Below are 22,121 nucleotides of genomic sequence, written 5' to 3' on the forward strand. Positions count from 1 at the left end.
TTCATCACTTCTCCCTGTCAAAACCATCGGCCTTCGCCACCGCTTCCAAAAAATGCTGTACGCGCAGAGGATCCTTCCGCCCCGGTGTCCGCTCCACGCCACTGCTCACATCCACCGCCCAGGGATGGACCGTCCTGACCGCCTCCCCAACGTTATGGGCGGTCAAACCCCCGGACAGCACCAGAGGACAGGGCAATCGACGCGGCAACACCGCCCAGTCGAAAGTCTGCCCGGTACCGCCAGGAAGTCCCGGAACGAAAGCATCCACCAGAATTCCCTGAGCCTTTTCATGGCGTGCCGCGAATTGTACCAAATCAAAGCCCTCGTGAACGCGCGCCGCCTTGATATAGGGCACCCCGTAACCCACACAGTCGAGCGCGGTCTCATCGCCGTGGAACTGGAGACAATCCAGGGAAACCGCCGCCAGAGTCCGTTCGATGGTGTCCCGGGAAGCATCGACGAACAGTCCCACCACGCTGACGAAGGGGGGCAAAGCCGCTCGGATGGCCTGCGCCTGTTCCAGGCCGAGTGCGCGGACACTGGGGGGATAAAAGACCAACCCCACCGCATCCACCCCGGCTGCCGCCACTTCCAGCGCATCTTCCACCGTGGTCAGGCCGCACACCTTGACGCGGGTTCTCATTCCTGGCGCCCCTCCGGCAAATTCCATGCTTCATCATACTCCACTGCGCTCAGACAAAGGCCCTCCGGCGCAAAGGTCGGCGCAGCCCGGGTGCGATCACCCTGCTGCAACAGTTCCGCCATCCATTCAGGGGGCATCGCGCCACTGCCCACCTGAACCAGGGCGCCCACCAGATTGCGCACCATGTGCTGGAGAAAAGCATCCGCCTGAAAAGTAAAATGAAATTCTTCCCCCACGGCCTCCACTTCGGCCCGCAACAGCGTCTTGACCGGCGTTTTGGCCTGGCACTCCGCGGCGCGAAAGGCGCTGAAATCATGGGTGCCGAGTATCCATCCACATCCCGCGCGCAATTTTTCCAGGGCCAGGGGGCGATGCGTCCACCCCAGCACACCGCAGGCATAAGCCGGGCGTACCGGGTGACTGAGCAGACGATAACGATACGTGCGCGAACGGGCCGAAAAACGCGCATGGAAAGGTTCGGCCACCGACCGGGCCCACAAAACTGCAACCGTAGGCGGCAAGTGGGCATTGGTGCCGCGTACCCAGGCCTGGAGGGGACGCGCCACGAAAGTATCGAAGTGAACCACCTGACCGGTGGCATGCACCCCCCGGTCAGTACGCCCTGCCGCAATCACGCCAATGGGTTCCCCCGCCACCGCCGCCAGCGCGCCTTCCAGAACGCCTTGTACCGTCAGGTCCCGATGCTGGCGCTGCCAGCCATGAAAGCCACTGCCTTGATATTCCACGCCCAAGGCAATTCGCCCCATCGCTCAACGATCCAGAAGAAGACGCAACATGCGGCGCAGCGGTTCGGCAGCGCCCCACAGCAATTGATCGCCCACCGTGAAAGCCCCCAGATACTCGGGCCCCATGGCCAGGGTATGCAAACGTCCCACGGGAATCTGCAAGGTGCCACTTACCGCCGCCGGGGTCAAAAATCGTTCGCTGGCTTCACGTTCGTTGGGAATGACGCGGACCCATTCATTGGCCTCGGCGATCCGTGCCTCCACCTCGGGCAAGGGTACGGAACGATGCAACTTGATGGTCAGTCCCTGGGAATGACAACGCATTGCCCCTACCCGAACACATAAACCATCCACGGGAATACTGCCCGGACTCCGAAAGGGCGGCAGACCCAGGATCTTGTTACACTCCGCCCCACCCTTCCATTCCTCTTTGCTTTGACCGTGTTCCACAGGCACGTCGATCCAGGGAATCACACTCCCGGCCAGGGGAACGCCACGAAAATTCCCAGTGGGCAACCCGGAGGAGCGCAAGGTTTCAGTGACCTGCCGGTCGATATCGAGAATGGCCCCGGCCGGATCCTCCAGGGCCGTGGCCACCGCACCGTGCAACGCGCCCATCTGCTGAAGCAGTTCGCGCATGTTCTGAGCCCCGGCACCCGACGCCGCCTGATAAGTCATGACCGAGACCCACTCCACCCATCCGGCCTGAAAGAGCCCACCCAAGGCCATCAGCATGAGACTGACGGTACAGTTGCCGCCCACGAAGTCCCGCACCCCCGCCGCCAGCCCCTTTTCGATGACCGAACGGTTGACCGGATCGAGAATGATCAAGGCATGCGCCTTCATGCGCAGCGTGGATGCGGCGTCGATCCAGTACCCGGTCCAGCCCCGCGCGCGCAAGGCCCCGTGCACCTGCTGGGTATATTCCCCGCCCTGACAGGTAACGATGATATCGAGAGCCGCCAGGGCATCGAGATCATGGGCATCCTGCAGCGGCGCTGCCGCACCGCCGAGGGCCGGACCCACCCCGCCCACTTGCGAGGTACTGAAGAAATGCGGCGTGAAGTGCGCGAAATCTCCCTCTTCGCTCATGCGCTGCATCAGCACCGATCCCACCATCCCCCGCCATCCCACCAGCCCAACGGTTTTCATGAATCGTCTCCTCAACCGACCTGCAAGGCCTTCACCACCGCATCGCCCATTTGACTGGTGGACACGATCCCTTCACCGGCCTGGGCAATATCGGCCGTCCGGATGCCCTGAGCCAGCACGGAGCGCACGGCCTGTTCGATCCGGTCGGCAAGATCGGACCGATGCAGGGAGTAACGGAACATCATGGCAACCGACAGGATCTGGGCCAGAGGATTGGCCTTGCCTTGCCCGGCAATATCCGGAGCACTGCCATGAATGGGCTCATACAGGCCCTGGCCACGGGCATTCAGGGAGGCCGAAGGCAACATGCCGATAGACCCCGTCAGCATGGAAGCCTCATCGGAAAGAATATCCCCGAAGAGGTTGCCGGTGACGATGACATCAAATTGACGGGGATGGCGCACCAGTTGCATGGCCGCGTTATCCACCAGCATGTGACTCAAGGTTACCTCGGGATACTCGGGGGCGATTTCCGTCACCACGTCACGCCACAACTGTGTGCACTCCAGCACATTCATCTTGTCCACGGAACAAAGCCGCCGCTGGCGACGCATGGCCGCCTGAAACCCCCAGTGGGCCACGCGCCGGATTTCCGATTCGGCGTAGACCATGGTATTGAAGCCTTCCCGTTCACCCGCCGCATTGGTCCGGAGCCCGCGCGGTTCACCAAAATAGATGTCGCCCGTCAACTCCCGGACGATCAGGATATCCAGGCCGGAGACCACCTCGGGACGCAACGTGGAAGCCGCCACCAGTTCGGGAAAAACCTGGGCGGGACGCAGGTTGGCAAACAGGTCCATGGCCTTGCGCAAACGCAACAGACCCCGCTCGGGACGCTGTTCCCGGGGCAGGGCATCATACCGCGGACCGCCGATGGCGCCGAACAGGACGGCATCAGCCTGTTCACAAAGCGTCAAAGTGGACGGAGGCAGGGGATCTCCCGTCTGATCCACCGCCGCCCCACCCACCGGGGCCACCTCCAGTTCCAGGGAAACTCCTTCGGCGCGCAAAACTTCCAGTATCTTGAGGGCCTCGGCCACGATCTCGGGTCCAATGCCATCTCCAGGCAATACGGCGATTTTCATGATTCCTCCTGAACGGACCCTGCAAGGCCCCACTGTCGAAACCGGACATTATCGCATAGCCCGCCAGTCGGGGCTCAAAACTCAGGGGTAGTCCTGGCGCGTGGGACGAATCAGGATGTCGCTGACATGAACATGGGGCGGACGACTGAGGATATAGTGAATGGCCTGTGCAATATCTTCTCCAACCAGGAGGGGGCCGAAGTTACCCTTGAAGGTGTCGACCATGCCCGCCGAATACCCCGCCCCCTCCTGAAAACCGCTCAATACCAGGCCGGGCTCCACCAAACTGACCCGGATGCCCTGCGGCCCCACTTCCCGACGCAATCCCTCCACCAGTGCGTGCACGGCAAATTTGGTCGATCCATACACGGCGCTGAAGGGAGAAATATGGCGGCCCACCACGGAGCCGATCACCACGATGTCTCCGCCCCGACGAGGGTAATCCACCTGCGGACGCAGGTGCTGAGCCGATTTTTGCATGAGCGAAAGGGTGGCCGTCACATTCAGTTTCAGGATCTCTTCGAAACGGGACAGATCGACCTCGGTCACAGACCCACCCAGGCCGCGCCCGGCGTTGACCACCACGGCATTGGCGGGCTGTCCGAAATAGGCCAGGGCAGCGCTGAACAACTGCGCCTGCACGGCCTCCTCTGTGATATCTCCGGCCACTCCGTGAAAATGCGGACCCCACTGACGTTCCAGTTCCTGCAACTTGCCGGCATTGCGCCCATTCCCCAGCACCCCATAGCCCTGGGCAATGAGGGTACGGGCCGTCGCCTCACCGATGCCCGAGGTGGCACCAGTCACAATCACGATTCGGGAAGGGGAACTCATCATGCGTCACTCCTCAGGGTGCAAAAAATTGGTAAGTGGCCGTATAGGTCACCTTGGTCACCTTGCCTACTTTTTCTGCCGTACATCCCTTCGCCGGGGCCAGGCCACCCCGCGTATGAATTTGCCGGATGCTCGTCGCATGCGCCAGGGAGCCACTGCCCACTGCATCGCCACCCTTCCACAAGACCCAGGGAATATCCTCGCCTTCCTTGGGCGCAGGCGCACTGGCCACGACCGCCACTCCGGTGATGGCAGTCCCATCCTTCATGCTCCAGCGCGGCCCCTTCACCAGGCTGGCCAGGGCATTCCCTGTCCCGTCGTAGAGATCGGCCACCGGTCCCTGTGCCGCCCAGGTATAGGCATTGTCGCCGTTTTTTTCACAGGCATACGTCTGTACGCCCTCCCCCATGGCCTGCAGGATCATTTTCTGATCTGAGGGGGGAGTCAGGGATGCCGGCAACTTGGCGTCCTGTTTCGTGGCACAGGAAGTCAGGGCCAGGAAAGTCAGTCCAAGCAGGGAGAAAGATTTCGGAAACCGTACACACCGCATGATGTCACTCCGACAGAACTCAAGGAAGGACAGTATAAAATGCCGGTGCCTTCCTGTCACGACAGAACTCGATGGCCCCGGGATTTTTTCCGACGGGTTTGCGCTCGGCGGATAACTGGTAGAATCCCCCCTCGTCCAAACGGGTTTGATGGGATCGAGACATGATAGTTCTGGGGATCGAAACCTCCTGTGATGAAACCGGGGTGGCCCTGTATGACAGCGCAAGGGGACTGAGGGCAGAATCGCTGCACTCCCAGATCGCCCTCCATGCAGCCTATGGCGGGGTAGTCCCGGAACTGGCCTCGCGGGATCATATTCGTCTCCTGGTCCCGCTCATCGAACGCACTCTGGACCAAGCCCAGGCCACCCTGGCAGACCTGGATGCCATTGCCTACACGGCAGGGCCCGGCCTGGCCGGTGCGCTGTTGGTGGGCGCCTCGGTGGCCAGCGCGCTGGCGCGCAGTCGACATCTGCCTGCCTGCCCGGTGCACCATCTCGAAGGCCATCTGCTTTCCCCCTTTCTGGCCGCCGAGCCGCCCTCCTTTCCCTTCGTCGCACTTCTGGTTTCAGGCGGACACAGTCAGTTCATGGCCGTGGAAGGGTTGGGGCGCTATCGCCTGCTGGGGGAAACGGTGGACGATGCCGTCGGGGAAGCCTTCGACAAAACGGCTCAATTGCTGGGCCTGCCCTACCCGGGAGGACCCGCACTGTCTCAATTGGCCCGTCAGGGAGATCCGGCGCGCTTTCGTTTGCCCCGTCCCCTCCTCCAGAGCGGCGACCTGCAACTCAGTTTCAGCGGCCTGAAAACTGCCGTTGCCCAGCGGGTACGCCGTCAATCCCCGACGGATTACCCGGACATCGCCGCCGCCTTCGAAGAAGCGGTGGTGGATGTGCTGACCCAGAAAACCCGTCTGGCCCTGCACATGACCGGATATACCCAATTGGTGGTGGCGGGCGGGGTGGGCGCCAACCAGCCCCTGCGCCAAGCCCTGTGTGCACAACTGGAACCTGCCGGCATCCGGGTCACCTTTCCTCCGGCCCATCTGTGTACGGACAATGGCGCCATGATTGCTTACGCAGGCTGCTGTCACTTGCAGAATCCCGCGCTCCTGGCCCGCCTCCGGGATTCCCTCTCTCCAGGCTTCATCATTCACCCGCGCTGGGATCTGGCCGCCTACGCAGCCCATCTCTGACCGGGGTCGCCGGATCAGGCCCTCACGCCCTCCCCGCAGACCGGGCAGAGAGGATCGCGCAACAAACGCACGGTACGAAATTCGCCGCTCAACCCGTCCAGAAGCAGGACCCGCCCCACCAGCGGATTGCCCACCCCACTCAACACCTTGAGCGCCTCTCCTGCCTGCAGGGTACCCGTGGTGCCGGCCAGGGGCGCAAAAACGCCCAACAGGGCGCAACGTTCCTCTTCTTCCGTCCGGCTCTCCGGCGGATAGAGGCACGCATAGCAGGGAGTATCCTGCCGACGAAAATCAAACACGCTGATCTGGGCCGAAAATCGAATGACAGCCCCCGAAACCAAAGGAATGCCGCGCTCGTGGCACGCCTGGTTGAGGGCAAAACGGGTGGCAAAATCGTCGCAACAATCGAGGACCAGATCCACCCCACCAAGACGCTCCCCCCATGCCCCGGGAGCCACCCGCCGGGGATCGGCATGAACGTCAATGGTGGGGTTGAGTTGCCGCAGGCGCTCGGCCGTGGCGTTCACTTTCAGACCCCCCACATCCGAGCTGGAAAGGGCGATCTGGCGCTGCAGGTTGGTCAGATCCACCACATCCCCGTCACACAGAGTCAGGGTACCGACTCCCGCAGCGGCCAGATAAAGGGAAGCGGGCGAACCGAGCCCGCCCACGCCAACGATCAGGACATGCGCACGAGTCAACCGTTCCTGCGTTTCTGCTCCCCACGGTTCCAGCAACAAATGCCGACTGTAGCGTAACAGTGCCGAATCTTCCACTTCCCTCTCCCGCACGGGGCTCAGTGCGGTTTGGTCGCCTCCTGCTTGAGGTAGGCCCGTGCAGCATCCAGTTGCGGATCCGGCAACTCGTCACCCTTGGCCCCCGGCTTGTGCGCGGGTTTGCCCGTTTTCTCTGTCGCAGGCACCGCGGGCTGAGCGGGGGGGGGAGTCGTCGCCCCGTTCTCGGCAGGTTTGACGGTCGCCTCCCCTTTGTCCGCCGCCCCATCCGTGGGATTGGAAAGATGTCCCGTCAGATCCGACTCGTGGATCCCCAGGGTGGCTTCCACTGCATCCGCGTCATCGGGCATCACCTTGTCGGGTTCAATCCCCTTGGCCTGGATGGATCGCCCATTTGGCGTGAAATAACGAGCCGTGGTCAATTTCAGGGCGGTATTCCCGGACAGGGGCAAAATCGTCTGGACCGACCCCTTGCCGAAGGTACGCACCCCCAGGATGAGCGCACGATGGTGGTCCTGCAAGGCACCGGCCACAATTTCCGAAGCCGAGGCCGACCCACCATTGACCAACACCACCAGCGGCAACTTCTTGATGCCCTTGGGCAAATCCGTCAGGTAGTCTTTCTCGCTCGCATCGCGCAGGTAGTTTTCAGGGGTCACCGTCAGATGCATCTTGGCATCGGCCACCCGACCTTCGGTGTAGACCACCAGAGACTCAGGCGGCAGGAATACGCCCGCCACGCCCACCGCCGCATTCAGCAACCCCCCGGGATTGTTGCGCAGGTCCAGGATCAGACCCTTGGGCTGATCCTTGTTGTCCTTGTAGAACTGGGCCACGGCATTGGCCAGATCCTCGCCCGTATGTTCCTGAAACTGACTGATGCGAATCTCGCCATAGCCTGGCTCAAGTTCCTTCAACTTGACGCTCTTCATCTTGATGATGGCCCGTTTCAGGGTGATCACCAGTGGTTTGGGCTCGTTCTTGCGCAGAATGGTGAGGGTGATGGGGGTATCGGGTTTGCCGCGCATGCGTTTGACCGCATCATTGAGGGTCATGCCCTTGATCGCCGCATCATCCAGTTTGATGATGTAATCCCCGGATTTGATGCCCGCCTTGGATGCAGGCGTATCATCGATGGGGGTAACCACCTTGACCAGGCCATCTTCCATGGTGACCTCGATCCCCAGTCCGCCAAACTCTCCCTGGGTGCCATCCTGAAGTTCCTTGTACGCTTCCTGATCGAGGTAGGCCGAATGGGGATCCAGTCCCGCCACCATGCCGGTGATGGCTTCCTTGATCAATTTATGATCGTCCACCGGTTCGACATAATCGCTCTTGATGCGTCCGAAAATTTCACTGAAAACACGCAGATCTTCAATCGGCAGGGGAGTCCCGGCAGGCGTGGTCGACTTGTCGGCCACCGCCGAAAAATTGAGGGTCAGGGCAAACCCGAGCAGGGCCCCCAACAGGATCAAACCCAGTTTTTTCAACGGCCCCACCATAATCTATTTTCCTTTTTCAAACGCAAAATTTAAGGGAAATCCCCATCAGGGATTCCCGACCCAGCGCATGGGGTCGATGGGTTTCCCTTGATAACGAAGTTCGAAGTATAGCCCTGATTCATCATTCTCACCGGTGTTTCCCGCACTGGCCACCACACTCCCGGTCTGAACCTTTTCCCCCACCCGGGCAAAGAAACTCTGCGCACCGCCGTAGAGACTCATGTAACCGTCCCCATGGTCAATGATCAACAAGTTGCCAAAGCCCCTCAACCAATCCGCATAAACCACCTGCCCCGCTGCCACCGCCCGCACCTCCCTGCCTTCGGGCGCATGGATGAACACCCCCCGCCAGGTCAGGCCGGTCTCTGCTCGTGGACTGCCGAAGTGGTTTTTAAGTTCCCCGGCCATGGGCAAACGCAAGTGACCGCGCAAATGGGAAAACGCACTCTCATCCTTTCCCGCTTCCGGAACCTGGTCGATGGTGGCGACGGTACTTTCTCCCGCAACCGGAGCGGCATGCCGGTGTGGGACCGCCCGGTGCGGGGCAGTCGCCGCATGGCGACGCGCCTCACGCGCCAGACGGTCGATCAATTGGGTCAGGCGAGCTTCATCATGGCGCAGCGATTCCAGATTCTTGCGCTGACTGTCGAGACGGCTGGAAAGTGACGCCATCAAGGCCGCCCGAGTTGCATTTTCTTCCTTCAGTCGCTTTTGCTGGAGAGCCATTTCCGCCTCGACCCGGACCAGAGCCTGCATTTTTCGTTCCCGATTTTGGGTAATCTCCTCCAAAGCCTGGAGGTTTCCATTCAACTCATCGATCTTCGAGGCTTCATGACGTGCCAGTACATCCACATAGTAAGCCTGTCGCGTCCATTCGTCGGGATGGGTCACCCCCAATGCGGCGGGCAGAGGGGTACCTGCCTGCCAGTAGTACCGGTATTGAATCCAGCGTTCCAGGCTACGTTGCTGACGCGATACGTCGGCCTGGGTGTCTTCGGCCCGAAGATGCAGCCCCCCCAGTTCGGCCCGCAACTGGGCCTGCTGAAGTTCCAGCCGATGCAATTGACCTGTCGTGGCACTGATGGTCTGTTCGGTGCGCTGTAACTCTTCCCGGACCTTCTGACGGGATCCCTCGGTGGTGGCAACGTCTTTTTCCACCTGATGGATCCGTTTTTTGAGGTCATGCAGATCCCGGGTGGGACTGGCTTCCCCCTTCCCCGCCCACAAAACTGACAAGATCAGTTCGCTCGCCAGTACTGCCCGAAAACACGCACGGAGTACCGGTTTCACCACACCCTCAGGACTGCAGACGACCCTGATTGGCCACGGCCAGGGTCAACGCCTCCACTTTGGCAGGGTCACCGAGGTAATAGTGATCGAGCACGGCACCCTGGTCATCCAGTTCATAGATCAGGGGAATTCCCGTGGGAATATTGAGTTCCATGATTTCCTCGCGGGTATGACGCCCGAGGTGTTTGATCAGCGCGCGCAGGGAGTTGCCATGGGCCACCACCAGCACCTGACGGCCGGACTGAACCATGGGTGCCATGACCTGTTCCCAGAAGGGAACTACCCGCGCCACCGTATCCTCCAGCGTTTCCCCCGCCATGGCTTTCAGGGCATCCGGGTGCCCATAGCGTGGATCACGGCGCTCCGAACGGGGATCCGACTCCGCCAGCAAAGGGGGAGCGGTATCGTAACTGCGCCGCCAGATCAGCACCTGCTGTTCACCGTATTTTGCTGCGGTCTCGGCCTTGTCCAGGCCCTGCAGGGCACCATAGTGGCGTTCGTTCAGCCGCCAGTCCGGAACCGTGGGGATCCACATCCGCTCGCAGACTTCCAGCCCCAGCCAAAGGGTCTTGATGGCTCGTTGCAGCACGGAGGTATAGGCAATATCGGGCAGCAGCCCTGCATCCTTGATCAACCGACCGGCTTCCACCGCCTCCAGCAACCCGGCCGGGGACAGTTCCACATCGGTCCAGCCGGTGAAACGATTTTCCAGATTCCAGACGCTTTGTCCATGACGCAACAACACCAACTTTTTCATAGTCAACCCTGACACTCTTCATCGATGAAACCTTGCCATTCTACCAGAAAGCCCAGGCTTTCTCAGCAACGGTTCCCGGCACTGAAGGCGCTCAATAGACGACCTCCACCGGATCGAGACTGCGCCACAACACCCAGGTCACCACACTGCGCCATGGCCGCCAGCGTTCCGAATACAAAACCAGGTCTGACACGGGAGCCTCCCTCAGTTCGGGGAAATGAAGGCGCAGGGCACGCTGCAACCCCAGATCCGCCACCGGAAAAACGTCTGGACGACGAAGATAAAAAATCAGGAACATCTCCGCACTCCACCGCCCGATCCCATGCACCCGGGTGAGCAGTGCCTGGACCTGTGCATCGGACGCGGCACGCAACACCGCTTCCGTCACCAACCCGGTACTGAAATGCCGCGCCAGATCCTTGAGATAATCCACTTTGCGCAAGGAATACCCGCACTGGCGCAATCGTTCGGGGCTCAGTTCCTGCACCGCAGCGGGTTCAAAAGTGCCCAGGTCACAAAACCGTTTCCAGAGTGAATCGGCCGCCCGAACCGAGATCTGCTGGCCGGTGATGGCGCGCGCCAGGGTCTGAAAGGCGCTCCCCGACTCCGCCCAGGTCGGTCGGCCACAACGGGCCATCAGGACGTCCAGGGGCGCATCGACCCCCCTCAAGGCCTGCATCGCCCTGTCCCAGACTCCCTCCTGATCGAGACGGACGGGAGCATCTTCGGCCACGGCAGGGAATGGAGAATTCATGAAATTCCTCATCTCAGGGTGATTTTGCACATGAAAACACGGATCTCAGTAAAATGGGGGAATTTTTGGATATCCGAAGGAAATGACCGTGCTGGATTTTCTATTGCAACACGTCGCGCTGGTTGTGCTGGTCCTGGCCAGTGGCCTGATGCTGGTGTGGCCCGAAGTCCAATCCCTGATCGCCCAGGAAAAATCCGTGACCACCCTCGAAGCCACCCACCTGATCAACCAACGCCATGCCCTCGTCATCGATCTGCGCAGGGAAAAGGATTTTGCCCTGGGTCATCTCCCCAATGCCCGCCATTATCCCACCGACGAATTGAACGCGCGTGTGGCGGAACTGTCCCAGTGGAAGGAGCGCCCCGTGCTTCTGGTCGCCTCTGCTCAAAGCACCGGAACTGCCCGCCAAACCCTGCTCAAGGCGGGCTTCGCGGATGTTTTCGTTCTCAAGGGGGGAATGACGGCATGGGTCGAGGCAAACCTGCCCATCGCTCGCTCTTCCTCTCCGCAGTGAGTGCCTCTCATGCCCCGTGTCCAAATGTATTGCACTGCGTTTTGCCCCTATTGCGTCATGGCTGAAAAATTGCTGACGCACAGGGGCTTCACCCCCATCGAAAAAATTCGCGTCGATCTGGACCCCGCCGAGCGTGATGCGATGATTCATCGCACCGGGCGCCGCACCGTCCCGCAAATTTATATCGGCCAGACGCATGTGGGAGGGTTTGATGATCTCGCCACACTGGACCGCCAAGGTTTACTCGATCCCCTGTTAGACAATGCCTGAACTTTCATTTTTTTATTGACCCCACGCCAGGACCTACGCACCATGACCCAAAACGGACAAGCCAACACCCCTCTGTTCTCCATCGAAAAGATTTATCTGCAGGATTCCTCCCTGGAACTCCCGCTTGCACCAAAGATATTTCTGGAACGGGAGACACCCCAAATCGAAATCCAACTGACCAACGACAGTCAATCCATCGAAGAAGGACTTTATCAGTGCACCGTCACCGTCACCGTCACCGCCAAAATCACCGATAAAACCCTGTTTCTGGTGGAAGCCAAACAGGCGGGGATTTTCCGCATTCTCAACATTCCGGCGGAGGACATGCCCATCCTGATGAATGTGACTTGTCCCAACATCCTTTTCCCCTATGTGCGCGAAGTGGTCTCGGATTTATCGACCCGCGCCGGCTTTCCGCCGGTCATTCTCAATCCGGTCAATTTTGAGGTGCTCTACCACCAGCAAATACAACAAAACGCCATGCCTGCCCCCAGCACGGTCCAGTAATCCATGCGCCTCACGGTTCTGGGAACGGGCGCCTGGGGTACGGCCCTGGCCCTTTCCCTGAGCGGATTTCATTCCGTCACCCTCTGGGGACGCGACCCCGACCAGGTCCAGGCCCTGCGCCTGACACGAGAGAATCGTCGCTATCTGCCTGGTCATGCCCTGCCCCCTTCCCTGCAACTCTCATCCCACCTGCCCAGTGCCTTGCAAGATGCCGACCTGGCGCTGCTGGTGGTTCCTGTCGCTGCTCTGGAGGAAATCCTGAGCGCCCTCGCCACCCTGAGCCCTCACCTGCCTTTTTTATGGGCCTGCAAGGGCGTGGAACAGGGAACACGGCGCCTGCCTCACCAGATCGTTCGCGCCCACCCCACATTGCAGGGCCCGCACGGCGTGCTGTCCGGCCCCTCTTTCGCCACGGAAATTGCGGCCGGATTGCCTGCTGCCCTGACCCTGGCCTCGTCCAACGAAACCTTTGCCCAAAACACGGCACGCCTCCTGCATCACCCACACCTGCGTCTTTATTCAAGCACGGACCTGGTGGGGGTTGAAATTGCCGGAGCCCTGAAAAACGTCATGGCCATCGCCAGCGGGCTCTCCGACGGCCTGGGCCTGGGCCTGAATGCCCGGGCGGCCCTCATCACCCGGGGGTTGGCAGAAATCACCCGCCTCGGCATGGTACTGGGCGGACGTCGTGCAACCTTCATGGGTCTGACGGGTTTGGGCGATCTGATCCTCACTTGCACGACGGCCCTCTCACGCAACTACCAGGTGGGACAGGGGCTGGCTCAGGGACATCAACTGGGTCCCCTGCTGACCGGTCTTGGCCATGTGGCTGAAGGAGTTCCCACCGCGCTGGCAGCCCTTCAACTGGCCCAGGCGCATGGAGTGGAAATGCCGATCACGGCCACGGTTCAGGAGGTCCTGAGCGGCGCATTGAACGTTCAGGACGCCGTCATCCAGTTGCTGGCGCGCGACCCGCGCGCGGAATGAACGTCCCGCTTCACAAAGCCCCACAAAACCCCTGCTGCCGCCAGGCTTCAAACACCACCACCGCCACGGCATTGGACAGATTGAGACTCCGATTGTGGGGACGCATGGGCAGACGAATCCAGGTCGATCTGTCGAACTCCTCCAGAATGGACAAGGGCAATCCCCGGGTTTCCGGACCAAAGAGAAAAACATCCCCAGGCTCATAGCGCGCACTCGTATGGGGTCCGCTCCCACGGGTAGTCAGCGGAAACCAGCGCCGTGCGTTCAAAGTCTGGCGACAAGTGTCCCAATCGGGGTGCACCGTCAGCACCATCTGCTCATGGTAGTCCAACCCGGCCCGACGCAAGTGGCGATCGCTCACCTCGAACCCCAGGGGGGAGACGAGGTGCAGACGGGCGCCGGTATTGGCACAGAGGCGAATGATGTTGCCGGTATTGGGCGGAATCTCGGGTTGGTACAGCACCACATCGAACATGGGAAATCCTTGTCAGTTCCGCGCATTGCGTTGTTAAAAAGGGTCCGGAGCCGGTGCCTCGGCACAGACCCACACGTCCACCCCGCCCACCCCCACCTGATGCAGGGCCTCAGTCGCCGCCTCGAGCGTGGCCCCGGTCGTCAATACATCGTCCACCAGCGCCACCCGTTGTCCCTGCAATCGAGCGCTGGCACGAAAAGCACCGACCACATTGCTCTGTCGCGCCGCACGGGGCAGTTCGGCCTGGGGCAGGGTCGCCCGCAGACGGATGAGCCCTTCCTGCACCGGGCAGCGCAACCAATGCGCCAGGGGGCGGGCCAACTCGAGCGCCTGATTATACCCGCGGCTGCGCCAGCGTTGGCGCGACAGGGGAACGGGAACCACGCAATCAGGCAAACGGACGGGCCCGGAAAGTTCCTGCCAGACTTGAGCCAAAGTTGGAGCAAGGTATAGTGCCTGACCAAATTTGAGGGCACGAATCAGGGAAATCACCGGATAGACATAATCAAAGCCCACCCGTACCTGACCCACCCCCACCAGGGTGCGCTGGGGTGCCCCGGCATGACGGGGGAGGGATGCCCAACAGTCCGCGCAGAGCGTGCTGTCCGTCTCCACCGGCATGGCGCAGAGAAAACAGGGAGAAACCACGCCACGGCACAGGACCTGCCCTCCCTTCACCCGCCACAGGGCAAGCCTTTCGGCGATTTCCTTCCCTCGGAAACCCCACCCACCCCATTTCTTCGGGATGCTCGGCATTTGACACCTTCCTTCAGTTACCGGACAATCCGCTACCATGATGAATGATAGCCCCCTTCGCGCCCCCCTCTCGTTCCAAGAAAGCGCCTCCACTGCGCCTGTTTGGACCCGTGCCACCCTGACTGCGCTCTTTGAATTGCCCTTCAATGACCTGCTGTGGCGTGCCCAGTCCGTACACCGCGCCCATTTCGATCCCAATGGCGTGCAACTGTCCACCCTGCTCTCCATCAAAACGGGCGGTTGTCCCGAAGATTGTGGATACTGCCCTCAGTCGGCCCACCACAGCACGGACCTGGCACGCCAGTCCCTGCTCACGACCGATGAAGTGCTGGAGGCTGCACAACGCGCCAAGGAGGCAGGGGCCACAAGGTTTTGCATGGGCGCGGCATGGCGCAGCCCCAAGGAACACGATCTGGACCAGGTCATCCACATGGTTCGCGCAGTGCGTGACCTGGGTCTGGAGACCTGCGCCACCCTGGGCATGCTGAGCCCCCCTCAAGCCGAGCGTCTGAAGGAAGCCGGCCTGGAATACTACAATCACAACCTGGACAGTGACCGGGAATTTTATGGGGACATCATCAAGACCCGTCAGTTCCAGGATCGTCTCGATACGCTGCAAGCCGTGCGAAGCGCGGGCATGAAGGTCTGCTGTGGGGGCATCGTCGGCATGGGTGAAACCCGTGCCCACCGTGCCGGCCTGATTCATGAACTCACCCAGCTCGACCCCGCCCCGGAATCCGTCCCCATCAACCTGCTGGTTCAGGTGCAAGGCACCCCCTTGTACGGAACCGAGGCGCTGGACCCGCTCGAATTCGTCCGCACCATTGCCTGTGCGCGCATTGCCCTGCCCCAGTCTCGGGTACGCCTGTCCGCAGGCCGGGAAGGGTTGTCCGACGAACTGCAGGCCCTCTGCTTTCTGGCCGGGGCCAATTCCATTTTTTATGGGGAACGTCTGTTGACCACCGATAATCAGGACATGCAGCGCGATCGCCGCCTCTTCGAGCGTTTGGGCCTGCACGCCGAATAGTGGACACCCATCGGGAAATCCTGCGTCTGCGCCGAGGGTTCCTGCGTCATTCTCCCCGCGCCAACGCCCCTTCTCCCTTTCTGAGCCGGGAAATCGGAACCCGCCTGCTCACCCGTCTGGCGTACGTGACCCTGGCTCCCCGTCGTCTGCTTGATTTGGGCGCTGGCGGCGGCTGGTCCGGCGTTGCCCTGCAGCACCGTTTTCCCGATGCGGCCCTGCTGGAAGTGGACTGGGTCCCCGAATTGCTTCCTGTGCCCGTCGAACGCGCCTGGTGGGCAAAATGGAGGCAACCCGCTGCCCGTTTTTCTCTGGCGGCCAGCGCACTCCAACTCCCGTTGGTCCAGCATAGCGTCGATCTGGTCTGGGCCCACCTGTTATTGCCCTGGACCCCCATGGATCAATTATTCGCCGAAGTAGAGCGCGTGCTTGCACCGGGCGGACTGTTCCTGTTCTCCACCCTGGGGCCGGATACCCTGCGCGAATTGCGTCCGGCTCTGAGCGAACTGCCGGAAGGAACGCAGCGCCTGGGCCCTTTCAGTGACATGCACGATCTGGGCGATGCCCTGGTACGAGCCCGTATGGCCGACCCGGTCATGGAACGGGAGGATCTGCACATCGATTATCCCGACCTGAACCTGCTCCTCCAGGACCTGCGCGCCCTGGGTCCTGCGCCAGCGCCCCGTCCGGCGAGCCCGGTGGGAAAACAGGCCTGGCAGCGCATGACCCGCGCCTACGAGGGACAACGCTCGGCGACCGGGTTTCCCACCACCCTGGAAGTCATTTATGGGCAGGCCTGGAAGCCTCAACCACGCACTCTGCCCGATGGACGCGCCGTGATCGAAGTGCGTCCCGTGCCCCAGGCACCCATCGGGCTTTAGGTCAGTCTCCCACGGCGGGATGGGACCGAAGATGGTTTTCGACCCCGCTCAGGATTTCCACATGAGCCTCCTGGGGGCCCGCCCAGCCCTCCACCTTGACCCACTTGCCTTTTTCCAGATCCTTGTAATGTTCAAAGAAATGCACGATCTGTTGCAAGGTCAATTCCGGCAGGTCCTCGACACGCTCGAGGTGACGATACAAGGTACAGAGTTTGTCCACGGGCACGGCCAGCAACTTGGCATCCTGTCCCGCTTCATCGGTCATCTTCAGCACACCCAACGCCCGACAGCGCACCACCACGCCGGTGATCAGCGGCACCGGCGTGATCACCAGCACATCCACCGGATCGCCATCCTGGGAAAGGGTTTGAGGAATGTACCCATAGTTGCAGGGGTAATGCATGGCAGTGGACATGAAACGGTCCACGAACATGGCGCCCGTTTCCTTGTCCAGTTCGTATTTGATGGGGTCCCCGTGCATGGGAATTTCGATGATGACATTGAAATCAGTGGGCAGGTTGCGCCCGGCGGGCACACGATCCAGATTCATGAGTGATCCTTAATTATGGTCAGAATGAAAAAATGCGGGGGCAACCTCCCCCCCGGCAACCTCCCCATTATAACGCTTGGGGCCTGTCCAGTCTGCTAGAATCGACGCTTTGAGGAACAGGGAAAAGTCATGCACGTCACGGTACTGGGAGCGGGAATCATCGGCATCAGCACGGCCTGGTACCTGCGCACGGCAGGCTTCGAGGTAACCGTGATCGAGCGCCGATCCGAGGCAGCCCTCGAAACCACCTTCGCCAATGGGGGGCAATTATCCACCGGCCATGTAGAACCCTGGGCCACCCCGGAAACCCTGCCCCAGATCCTGGAATGGCGCCACCATGAAAATTCTCCCCTGCTCTTCCGTCTCCAGGCCGATCCCCACCAATGGAGCTGGGGCCTGCGCTTTCTGCGTGAATGCCGTCCTCAACGCAGCGCCCACAACTTTCATCAATTGCTGAATCTGGGTCAATACAGCCGGGCTGCTTTTCATGCCCTGCGCGCAGAAGTGAATCTGGACTATGAAGGACTGGACCGAGGCATCCTCAACCTGTATGACTCACCCGTCTCGTTGGCCCGTGGGGAAAAAGCTGCCGCGCGGGTCAACGCTCTGGGCTACGAACGCCGCCCCATCAGCATGACCGATGCCATCGCCCTCGAACCCGCCCTGGCTCAGGCCCTCCCGCACTGGTATGGAGCAACCTATACCCCTGGCGACGGCAGCGGCAACGCCCGCCTGTGGACTCAAGGTCTGGCCCGTCTCTGCGCCGCTCGAGGCGTGCACTTCCAGTACCAGACCACGGTGACGGGTTTTGAGACCACGGCTCGACGCATTCAGGGCCTCTGGCTGCAGCAGGAGTCCACCCCGCGCCTGCAGGGCGTGGATGCGGTAGTGGTAGCCCTGGGCAGCGAAAGCGCCCCTTTGCTGCGCCCCCTCGGACTGAATCTGCCGATTTATCCGGTCAAGGGCTACTCCATCACCATGCCCCTGTGCCACCCCGAAAACTCCCTGCAGGTCAGCATCACCGACGATGCCCACAAGATCGTCTTCACCCGTCTCGGCAATGACTTACGCGTAGCGGGCACCGCCGAATTCTCCGGCTACGACCACGGCTTGAACCGCACCCGTCTGGAAGCGCTGGTCCAACGCGCCCGCCAACTGTTCCCCCATCTGGCCGACTATTCTCAGGTAACCCCGTGGACGGGACTGCGTCCCGCCACCCCTTCCAATTGCCCCCTGATCGGCCCCACCCGTTGGGAAAACCTGTTCCTCAATACCGGCCACGGAACCCTCGGCTGGACCCTGGGAACGGGCAGTGGAAAAGCGCTGGCGGAACTGATGCAGGGACATACGCCTGAACTCGAATTCGACTTTACCCGTCCCGCGTAGAAAATTCCGAACTCAGGGCTTGAGGGCTGCGTAGAGGTGAGGCAGGCTGCGGTCCAGACGAAAATCGATCCCCGAATGGGTACCGTCAAACTCTTCGTGGACGTGAGGCACCCGAGCCCGGGTCAAGGCAGCGGACAGTTGGCGTACCCCGTAATGCAGATGGTACTGATCGCGCCAACCACAATCCAGAAACAGACACTTCAACTGGCGCAGGATCGCGGCGTGTCGGGGTGCGGCGTACACGGGATCGCAGGCCTGCCAACGGGCCCATCGCTCGGAGAGCAATGCCCCGGTCTCGAGATGAAAAGGCAGACGAAAGCCATTGGGCGCGGCGGGATCGGGGTCATAGGTCGCGGCCATGCCCAGATTCATGAGGGCGTGGGTCTCGGCACTGGAGGGACGGTCCAGACGACAAACCGCCGCCAGAAAAGAGGCCACACGCCCATCATCCAGCCCCTGGGTCAATGCCTTCCGGGCATGGGCCCGCTGCTTGAAATTTTTTTCCGCCACGTCGGGGCGGAAGCGGGCCAGCATGTCCAGAGTATTGGGCCAATCGCCCCGATAGACCAGATCAAATCCCGCATCGCCGGCGTGACTGACCACCCCGCCCCAGCAGTCCGGGGCGAATATGGCCTGAAACAGCGCCCCATAGCCGCCCGAGGATTTGCCAAAGACCCCGCGATGGTCACGCTTGGCCAGGGTACGGAAGGTGGCATCGATGAAGGGCACCACTTCCTGGCTCAAATAATCGCCATAGGCACCCAGTGCGCTGGAATTGACATACTGGTTGCCCCCCAACCGGGTGAAACAGTCGGGGAAAACCAGAATGACCGGCCCCATGGCTCCGCTGTGGATCAGGCGGGCAACCCGTTCAGGCACGGTCTCGTTGAAGGGTTGCCAGTTGACCTGACTGGGCCCGCTCCCAAAGTATCCCGCCAACCCGTACAACACCGGGTAACGCTGAACGTTCCCCGGCAGGTCATAACCTTCAGGCAACCAGACCGGAAAACGGCGCTGGGTCGGATCGTTCCAGGGATTTCCCCGCAGCACCCGCGAGTCGAATTCGACCCACACCAGACGCCCGGGAAAGACGGACTGGGTGCGCAGGGCCATGACGGTCAGCCGTTGACCCGGCGGCGGTATTCGCCCGTGTTGGTATCGATTTCGATCTTGTCGCCGGTCTCGCAAAACAGGGGCACGGCAATCTTGTGGCCATTCTTGAGCGTCGCCGGTTTCAGGACCTTGCCCGAGGTATCGCCGCGCACGGCCGGCTCAGTGTAATCGATCTCGCGTACCACCGAACTGGGCAACTGAACGGAAATGGCGCGTCCCTCGTAAAGAGTGATCTCGCAGGCCATGCCATCTTCCAGATAGTTGAAGGCATCACCCAGGCTGTCCTTGTCCATGTCATACTGGTTGTACTCGTGGTCCATGAACACATAGGAAGGATCGGCAAAGTAGGAATAGGTCACTTCCTTATGCTCCAGAATGACCTGATCCAGTTTGTCATCGGCCTTGAAGACGGTTTCGCTGGCAGCACCGGTGAGCAGGTTGCGCAATTTCATCTTGACCACGGCGGAACTGCGCCCGCCCTTGTTGTATTCCGCCTTCTGGATCACCAGGGGGTCCTTGCCCACCATGATCACATTCCCGACCCGCATTTCCTGTGCCTGTTTCATACGCCACCCATGTTGAATTAATTGAGACCTAACCGCTCATTTTAACTCAGGATTGGAGAAATTCACAAGTTTCGTGACCAGATCGGGCTCCTCGGCCAGCCTCTCGCTCCAGGCCCGGGCGTGGCGTTCCCACTCTTGCCAACGGGGCTCTATGCCCTGCCATGCTGCCGTCATCTCACCCCACCCGTTCCAGGCGCGGAACAGATCCGCGACGGCCTCGGCCAGCACCGTCTCCAGGCCCACCAGATAGCGTTCCAGAAACGCATCCAGTTTTGCCCGGTGCCCCCCCTCTGCCTGCGGGTAGAGATGCCACAGAAAGGGTCTTCCGGCCCATTGGGCGCGCACGAAGGAGTCCTCTCCGCGCACCAGATTGAACCGGGAGACCCAGAGCAGACCGTCATACTCGTCCTGTGTGCGCAGCGCCACCCGGACCGGCTCGATCCTGCCCCACGCCTCGCCCGCAGGCGCACGAAATGGATCGGTCCGTCCAATCCGTTCGGTGATCTCCATCCCTTCGAACAATACCCAGCGCCAGGCCTGTCCCGTGCGCACCATGGCTTCCCTCAGGGATTGCCAAGGGGCGTCCGGGTAGGCAAACAGGGTGAGGGTCGAAAGATTCGTTTTTTCTGTCAACCCCCAGGACTGCCAAATGGCCTTCTGCCGGGCCAGGGAATTCCAGACTTCGGAACGCCGGGCAAGCAGACCAGGCTCACGCAGCAGGCCTCCCGTGCGTGGGGTAAACCCCGGGAAGAAAAAGTGCCGTGGCCCCGAATAGCCCGGAACGGGTGCAGGCAATCCATGGCATCCTTCCACCCAGGATTCCGCGCTCAGGTAGTCAAATAGAATCCAGCGCGGAATGACCCGACGGTGTTGAAGAAACGCTTGCACCGAAGCGGGGAGATCACAACTGAAAGAACTCACCACGGATACCGGCAGGTCGTGGTCTTCCGATTCCAATTGCGCCGGATCCTGCTCGACGACCGCCCACGGCAGGATCCGTACCCCCTGGATCTGCTGGGTCGGGGCATCGGTCACCAGCGCAGGACAGAACCGCGCCAGGGTCTGCAAACGATCGATCACCAGAGTGACCGGGGGCGCAGACGAAAGCGCTGCCAACTGTCTCGCCAGACGCCAACTGACGCCCGCATCCCCCAGGTTGTCCACCACCCGGCAGAAAATCCACCAGGCGTGCGTGCTCATGGGAGCGGACAATGAACGGTCACGCCGGCAGTGTCAATCGCTCCACCGCTTCCGCCCCTGCTGCCGCAATAATGCCATCCTGAAAGGACTGTACGCCGGAAATCCCGATGGCCCCTACCAATTGCCCTTCGCTAAAGAGGGGCAACCCCCCCTCTACAGGGGTGTTCCCCGGCAGATTGAGCATGACGACGCGTCCGCCCACCACCGTTTCTTCCATCACCTTGGTGGAACGCCGGAACAAAAAAGCGGTGCGGGCTTTTTCCTGGGCGACCTGAACCGATCCCACCTGGGTATGATCCGCCCGTTCCAGAAGCATCAGGTGCCCCCCCTCATCGAGGATGGCAATGACCACGTTCCAGTGATTTTCCACCGCCTTGGCGCGTGCAGCGGCAGCGACGGCGTGAGCGTCGGAAAGGGAGAGTGCGCGTTTCAATTCCATTCTGTCATCCTTGTCGTATTCAATGATCCTGCCGGATCAAAAGTCGATATGCAAACGCAGTCCGTACACATCGACCGGACCGCGCAGTTGATTGTACGCGGGATTGCCGATGTGTTGCCAGTCCGCCGTCAGGTGAACCCCTTCCACGATGCCCCATTTGTAGTAAGTTTCCAGCACGTATTCAGGGGCATACATCAGGTAGCCATCGCCGAT

At 61.0% G+C, this 22,121-nt stretch carries 27 protein-coding genes; 8 read left to right on the forward strand and 19 right to left on the reverse strand.

From position 1 onward, the window contains the following. Nucleotides 1–4: 4 nt before the first annotated feature. From M6F29_RS05930 to M6F29_RS05955, 6 genes are all read right to left on the reverse strand, one after another. Nucleotides 5–643: a phosphoribosylanthranilate isomerase gene (locus M6F29_RS05930; RefSeq protein ID WP_298157941.1), complete on the reverse strand. Its 639-nt coding sequence runs from the start codon at nucleotides 641–643 to the stop codon at nucleotides 5–7. Beyond that, on the reverse strand, nucleotides 640–1,410 hold the full coding sequence (gene truA, locus M6F29_RS05935; RefSeq protein WP_298157942.1) for a tRNA pseudouridine(38-40) synthase TruA: 771 nt from the start codon (nucleotides 1,408–1,410) through the stop codon (nucleotides 640–642). The genes M6F29_RS05930 and truA overlap by 4 nt, the downstream gene beginning before the upstream one ends. 3 nt (nucleotides 1,411–1,413) lie before the next feature. Then, nucleotides 1,414–2,541 (reverse strand): aspartate-semialdehyde dehydrogenase, encoded by a 1,128-nt coding sequence (gene asd, locus M6F29_RS05940; protein WP_298157943.1) that lies wholly within the window; start codon nucleotides 2,539–2,541, stop codon nucleotides 1,414–1,416. Nucleotides 2,542–2,552: 11 nt separating this feature from the next. After that, nucleotides 2,553–3,626, reverse strand: coding sequence for a 3-isopropylmalate dehydrogenase (gene leuB / locus M6F29_RS05945; RefSeq protein WP_298157944.1), 1,074 nt, complete (start codon nucleotides 3,624–3,626; stop codon nucleotides 2,553–2,555). An 81-nt stretch (nucleotides 3,627–3,707) separates the two neighbouring features. Continuing rightward, a complete protein-coding gene (locus M6F29_RS05950) occupies nucleotides 3,708–4,463 on the reverse strand; it encodes an SDR family oxidoreductase (RefSeq protein WP_298157945.1) in 756 nt (251 codons plus the stop codon). Between the two features lie 10 nt (nucleotides 4,464–4,473). After that, nucleotides 4,474–5,010, reverse strand: a complete 537-nt coding sequence (locus M6F29_RS05955; protein ID WP_298157946.1) for a DUF3455 domain-containing protein — start codon at nucleotides 5,008–5,010, stop codon at nucleotides 4,474–4,476. A 161-nt stretch (nucleotides 5,011–5,171) separates the two neighbouring features. On the opposite strand from M6F29_RS05955, the gene tsaD reads away from it, so the two are divergent. Further along, nucleotides 5,172–6,203, forward strand: a complete 1,032-nt coding sequence (gene tsaD / locus M6F29_RS05960) for a tRNA (adenosine(37)-N6)-threonylcarbamoyltransferase complex transferase subunit TsaD (RefSeq protein ID WP_298157947.1) — start codon at nucleotides 5,172–5,174, stop codon at nucleotides 6,201–6,203. A 14-nt stretch (nucleotides 6,204–6,217) separates the two neighbouring features. On the opposite strand, the gene M6F29_RS05965 is transcribed toward tsaD, so the two are convergent. From M6F29_RS05965 to M6F29_RS05985, 5 genes are all read right to left on the reverse strand, one after another. Further along, on the reverse strand, nucleotides 6,218–6,979 hold the full coding sequence (locus M6F29_RS05965) for a HesA/MoeB/ThiF family protein (protein WP_298157948.1): 762 nt from the start codon (nucleotides 6,977–6,979) through the stop codon (nucleotides 6,218–6,220). 20 nt (nucleotides 6,980–6,999) lie between these two features. Beyond that, the gene (locus tag M6F29_RS05970) at nucleotides 7,000–8,439 is read right to left on the reverse strand and encodes a S41 family peptidase (RefSeq protein WP_298157949.1); all 1,440 of its coding nucleotides are present in this window, start codon (nucleotides 8,437–8,439) and stop codon (nucleotides 7,000–7,002) included. A 45-nt stretch (nucleotides 8,440–8,484) separates the two neighbouring features. Beyond that, a complete protein-coding gene (locus M6F29_RS05975; protein ID WP_298157950.1) occupies nucleotides 8,485–9,729 on the reverse strand; it encodes a murein hydrolase activator EnvC family protein in 1,245 nt (414 codons plus the stop codon). 7 nt (nucleotides 9,730–9,736) lie between these two features. Then, the gene (gpmA, locus tag M6F29_RS05980; RefSeq protein WP_297457433.1) at nucleotides 9,737–10,486 is read right to left on the reverse strand and encodes a 2,3-diphosphoglycerate-dependent phosphoglycerate mutase; all 750 of its coding nucleotides are present in this window, start codon (nucleotides 10,484–10,486) and stop codon (nucleotides 9,737–9,739) included. A gap of 91 nt (nucleotides 10,487–10,577) precedes the next feature. Then, a complete protein-coding gene (locus M6F29_RS05985; RefSeq protein ID WP_298157951.1) occupies nucleotides 10,578–11,240 on the reverse strand; it encodes a DNA-3-methyladenine glycosylase family protein in 663 nt (220 codons plus the stop codon). An 88-nt stretch (nucleotides 11,241–11,328) separates the two neighbouring features. On the opposite strand from M6F29_RS05985, the gene M6F29_RS05990 reads away from it, so the two are divergent. The 4 genes from M6F29_RS05990 to M6F29_RS06005 are packed head-to-tail and all read left to right on the forward strand — an operon-like array spanning nucleotide 11,329 to nucleotide 13,518. Continuing rightward, nucleotides 11,329–11,754 (forward strand): rhodanese-like domain-containing protein, encoded by a 426-nt coding sequence (locus M6F29_RS05990; protein ID WP_297457430.1) that lies wholly within the window; start codon nucleotides 11,329–11,331, stop codon nucleotides 11,752–11,754. Between the two features lie 9 nt (nucleotides 11,755–11,763). Beyond that, nucleotides 11,764–12,024, forward strand: coding sequence for a glutaredoxin 3 (gene grxC, locus M6F29_RS05995; protein ID WP_366525949.1), 261 nt, complete (start codon nucleotides 11,764–11,766; stop codon nucleotides 12,022–12,024). Nucleotides 12,025–12,066: 42 nt separating this feature from the next. Beyond that, a complete protein-coding gene (gene secB / locus M6F29_RS06000) occupies nucleotides 12,067–12,531 on the forward strand; it encodes a protein-export chaperone SecB (RefSeq protein ID WP_297457428.1) in 465 nt (154 codons plus the stop codon). Between the two features lie 3 nt (nucleotides 12,532–12,534). Continuing rightward, nucleotides 12,535–13,518, forward strand: coding sequence for an NAD(P)H-dependent glycerol-3-phosphate dehydrogenase (locus M6F29_RS06005; RefSeq protein WP_297477743.1), 984 nt, complete (start codon nucleotides 12,535–12,537; stop codon nucleotides 13,516–13,518). Between the two features lie 10 nt (nucleotides 13,519–13,528). Here M6F29_RS06005 and M6F29_RS06010 read toward each other — a convergent pair whose 3' ends face one another. Together M6F29_RS06010 and M6F29_RS06015 are read right to left on the reverse strand one after the other, a co-directional pair. Beyond that, complete coding sequence (locus M6F29_RS06010; RefSeq protein WP_298157952.1) at nucleotides 13,529–13,993, reverse strand: tRNA (cytidine(34)-2'-O)-methyltransferase; 465 nt, start codon at nucleotides 13,991–13,993, stop codon at nucleotides 13,529–13,531. A 33-nt stretch (nucleotides 13,994–14,026) separates the two neighbouring features. Then, a complete protein-coding gene (locus M6F29_RS06015) occupies nucleotides 14,027–14,749 on the reverse strand; it encodes a ComF family protein (RefSeq protein ID WP_298157953.1) in 723 nt (240 codons plus the stop codon). Nucleotides 14,750–14,786: 37 nt separating this feature from the next. On the opposite strand from M6F29_RS06015, the gene bioB reads away from it, so the two are divergent. Together bioB and M6F29_RS06025 are read left to right on the forward strand one after the other, a co-directional pair. After that, nucleotides 14,787–15,776 (forward strand): biotin synthase BioB, encoded by a 990-nt coding sequence (gene bioB / locus M6F29_RS06020; protein ID WP_524537710.1) that lies wholly within the window; start codon nucleotides 14,787–14,789, stop codon nucleotides 15,774–15,776. Next, nucleotides 15,776–16,654, forward strand: a complete 879-nt coding sequence (locus M6F29_RS06025; protein WP_298157954.1) for a methyltransferase domain-containing protein — start codon at nucleotides 15,776–15,778, stop codon at nucleotides 16,652–16,654. Before bioB ends, M6F29_RS06025 begins: the two co-directional genes overlap by 1 nt. A 1-nt stretch (nucleotide 16,655) precedes the next feature. Here M6F29_RS06025 and ppa read toward each other — a convergent pair whose 3' ends face one another. Then, nucleotides 16,656–17,204, reverse strand: coding sequence for an inorganic diphosphatase (ppa, locus tag M6F29_RS06030; protein WP_297498692.1), 549 nt, complete (start codon nucleotides 17,202–17,204; stop codon nucleotides 16,656–16,658). A gap of 129 nt (nucleotides 17,205–17,333) precedes the next feature. Here ppa and M6F29_RS06035 point away from each other — a divergent pair, with 129 nt between their 5' ends. Further along, nucleotides 17,334–18,590: a D-amino acid dehydrogenase gene (locus M6F29_RS06035; protein ID WP_298157955.1), complete on the forward strand. Its 1,257-nt coding sequence runs from the start codon at nucleotides 17,334–17,336 to the stop codon at nucleotides 18,588–18,590. A gap of 12 nt (nucleotides 18,591–18,602) precedes the next feature. On the opposite strand, the gene M6F29_RS06040 is transcribed toward M6F29_RS06035, so the two are convergent. The 5 genes from M6F29_RS06040 to M6F29_RS12275 are packed head-to-tail and all read right to left on the reverse strand — an operon-like array spanning nucleotide 18,603 to nucleotide 22,103. Next, on the reverse strand, nucleotides 18,603–19,703 hold the full coding sequence (locus M6F29_RS06040; protein ID WP_298157956.1) for an alpha/beta hydrolase: 1,101 nt from the start codon (nucleotides 19,701–19,703) through the stop codon (nucleotides 18,603–18,605). Nucleotides 19,704–19,708: 5 nt separating this feature from the next. Next, nucleotides 19,709–20,269, reverse strand: a complete 561-nt coding sequence (gene efp / locus M6F29_RS06045; RefSeq protein ID WP_297453410.1) for an elongation factor P — start codon at nucleotides 20,267–20,269, stop codon at nucleotides 19,709–19,711. Nucleotides 20,270–20,305: 36 nt separating this feature from the next. After that, nucleotides 20,306–21,469 (reverse strand): elongation factor P maturation arginine rhamnosyltransferase EarP, encoded by a 1,164-nt coding sequence (gene earP / locus M6F29_RS06050; RefSeq protein WP_298157957.1) that lies wholly within the window; start codon nucleotides 21,467–21,469, stop codon nucleotides 20,306–20,308. 19 nt (nucleotides 21,470–21,488) lie between these two features. Next, on the reverse strand, nucleotides 21,489–21,908 hold the full coding sequence (locus M6F29_RS06055) for a GlcG/HbpS family heme-binding protein (RefSeq protein ID WP_298157958.1): 420 nt from the start codon (nucleotides 21,906–21,908) through the stop codon (nucleotides 21,489–21,491). 36 nt (nucleotides 21,909–21,944) lie between these two features. Beyond that, nucleotides 21,945–22,103 (reverse strand): carbohydrate porin, encoded by a 159-nt coding sequence (locus M6F29_RS12275; RefSeq protein ID WP_366525951.1) that lies wholly within the window; start codon nucleotides 22,101–22,103, stop codon nucleotides 21,945–21,947. Between the last annotated feature and the right edge of the window lie 18 nt (nucleotides 22,104–22,121).

Origin of the sequence: Ferrovum sp. (assembly GCF_027317285.1) — a bacterium.
Lineage (GTDB): Bacteria > Pseudomonadota > Gammaproteobacteria > Burkholderiales > Ferrovaceae > Ferrovum.

What these genes read in the sequence shown, in the direction of transcription:
- M6F29_RS05930 (WP_298157941.1), bottom strand. Translation starts at nt 643, where the DNA reads ATGAGAACCCGCGTCAAGGTGTGCGGCCTGACCACGGTGGAAGATGCG.
- truA (WP_298157942.1), bottom strand. Translation starts at nt 1,410, where the DNA reads ATGGGGCGAATTGCCTTGGGCGTGGAATATCAAGGCAGTGGCTTTCAT.
- asd (WP_298157943.1), bottom strand. Translation starts at nt 2,541, where the DNA reads ATGAAAACCGTTGGGCTGGTGGGATGGCGGGGGATGGTGGGATCGGTG.
- leuB (WP_298157944.1), bottom strand. Translation starts at nt 3,626, where the DNA reads ATGAAAATCGCCGTATTGCCTGGAGATGGCATTGGACCCGAGATCGTG.
- M6F29_RS05950 (WP_298157945.1), bottom strand. Translation starts at nt 4,463, where the DNA reads ATGATGAGTTCCCCTTCCCGAATCGTGATTGTGACTGGTGCCACCTCG.
- M6F29_RS05955 (WP_298157946.1), bottom strand. Translation starts at nt 5,010, where the DNA reads ATGCGGTGTGTACGGTTTCCGAAATCTTTCTCCCTGCTTGGACTGACT.
- tsaD (WP_298157947.1), top strand. Translation starts at nt 5,172, where the DNA reads ATGATAGTTCTGGGGATCGAAACCTCCTGTGATGAAACCGGGGTGGCC.
- M6F29_RS05970 (WP_298157949.1), bottom strand. Translation starts at nt 8,439, where the DNA reads ATGGTGGGGCCGTTGAAAAAACTGGGTTTGATCCTGTTGGGGGCCCTG.
- gpmA (WP_297457433.1), bottom strand. Translation starts at nt 10,486, where the DNA reads ATGAAAAAGTTGGTGTTGTTGCGTCATGGACAAAGCGTCTGGAATCTG.
- M6F29_RS05985 (WP_298157951.1), bottom strand. Translation starts at nt 11,240, where the DNA reads ATGAATTCTCCATTCCCTGCCGTGGCCGAAGATGCTCCCGTCCGTCTC.
- grxC (WP_366525949.1), top strand. Translation starts at nt 11,764, where the DNA reads ATGCCCCGTGTCCAAATGTATTGCACTGCGTTTTGCCCCTATTGCGTC.
- secB (WP_297457428.1), top strand. Translation starts at nt 12,067, where the DNA reads ATGACCCAAAACGGACAAGCCAACACCCCTCTGTTCTCCATCGAAAAG.
- M6F29_RS06005 (WP_297477743.1), top strand. Translation starts at nt 12,535, where the DNA reads ATGCGCCTCACGGTTCTGGGAACGGGCGCCTGGGGTACGGCCCTGGCC.
- M6F29_RS06010 (WP_298157952.1), bottom strand. Translation starts at nt 13,993, where the DNA reads ATGTTCGATGTGGTGCTGTACCAACCCGAGATTCCGCCCAATACCGGC.
- M6F29_RS06015 (WP_298157953.1), bottom strand. Translation starts at nt 14,749, where the DNA reads ATGCCGAGCATCCCGAAGAAATGGGGTGGGTGGGGTTTCCGAGGGAAG.
- bioB (WP_524537710.1), top strand. Translation starts at nt 14,787, where the DNA reads ATGATGAATGATAGCCCCCTTCGCGCCCCCCTCTCGTTCCAAGAAAGC.
- ppa (WP_297498692.1), bottom strand. Translation starts at nt 17,204, where the DNA reads ATGAATCTGGATCGTGTGCCCGCCGGGCGCAACCTGCCCACTGATTTC.
- M6F29_RS06035 (WP_298157955.1), top strand. Translation starts at nt 17,334, where the DNA reads ATGCACGTCACGGTACTGGGAGCGGGAATCATCGGCATCAGCACGGCC.
- M6F29_RS06040 (WP_298157956.1), bottom strand. Translation starts at nt 19,703, where the DNA reads ATGGCCCTGCGCACCCAGTCCGTCTTTCCCGGGCGTCTGGTGTGGGTC.
- efp (WP_297453410.1), bottom strand. Translation starts at nt 20,269, where the DNA reads ATGAAACAGGCACAGGAAATGCGGGTCGGGAATGTGATCATGGTGGGC.
- earP (WP_298157957.1), bottom strand. Translation starts at nt 21,469, where the DNA reads ATGAGCACGCACGCCTGGTGGATTTTCTGCCGGGTGGTGGACAACCTG.
- M6F29_RS06055 (WP_298157958.1), bottom strand. Translation starts at nt 21,908, where the DNA reads ATGGAATTGAAACGCGCACTCTCCCTTTCCGACGCTCACGCCGTCGCT.
- M6F29_RS12275 (WP_366525951.1), bottom strand. Translation starts at nt 22,103, where the DNA reads ATGTATGCCCCTGAATACGTGCTGGAAACTTACTACAAATGGGGCATC.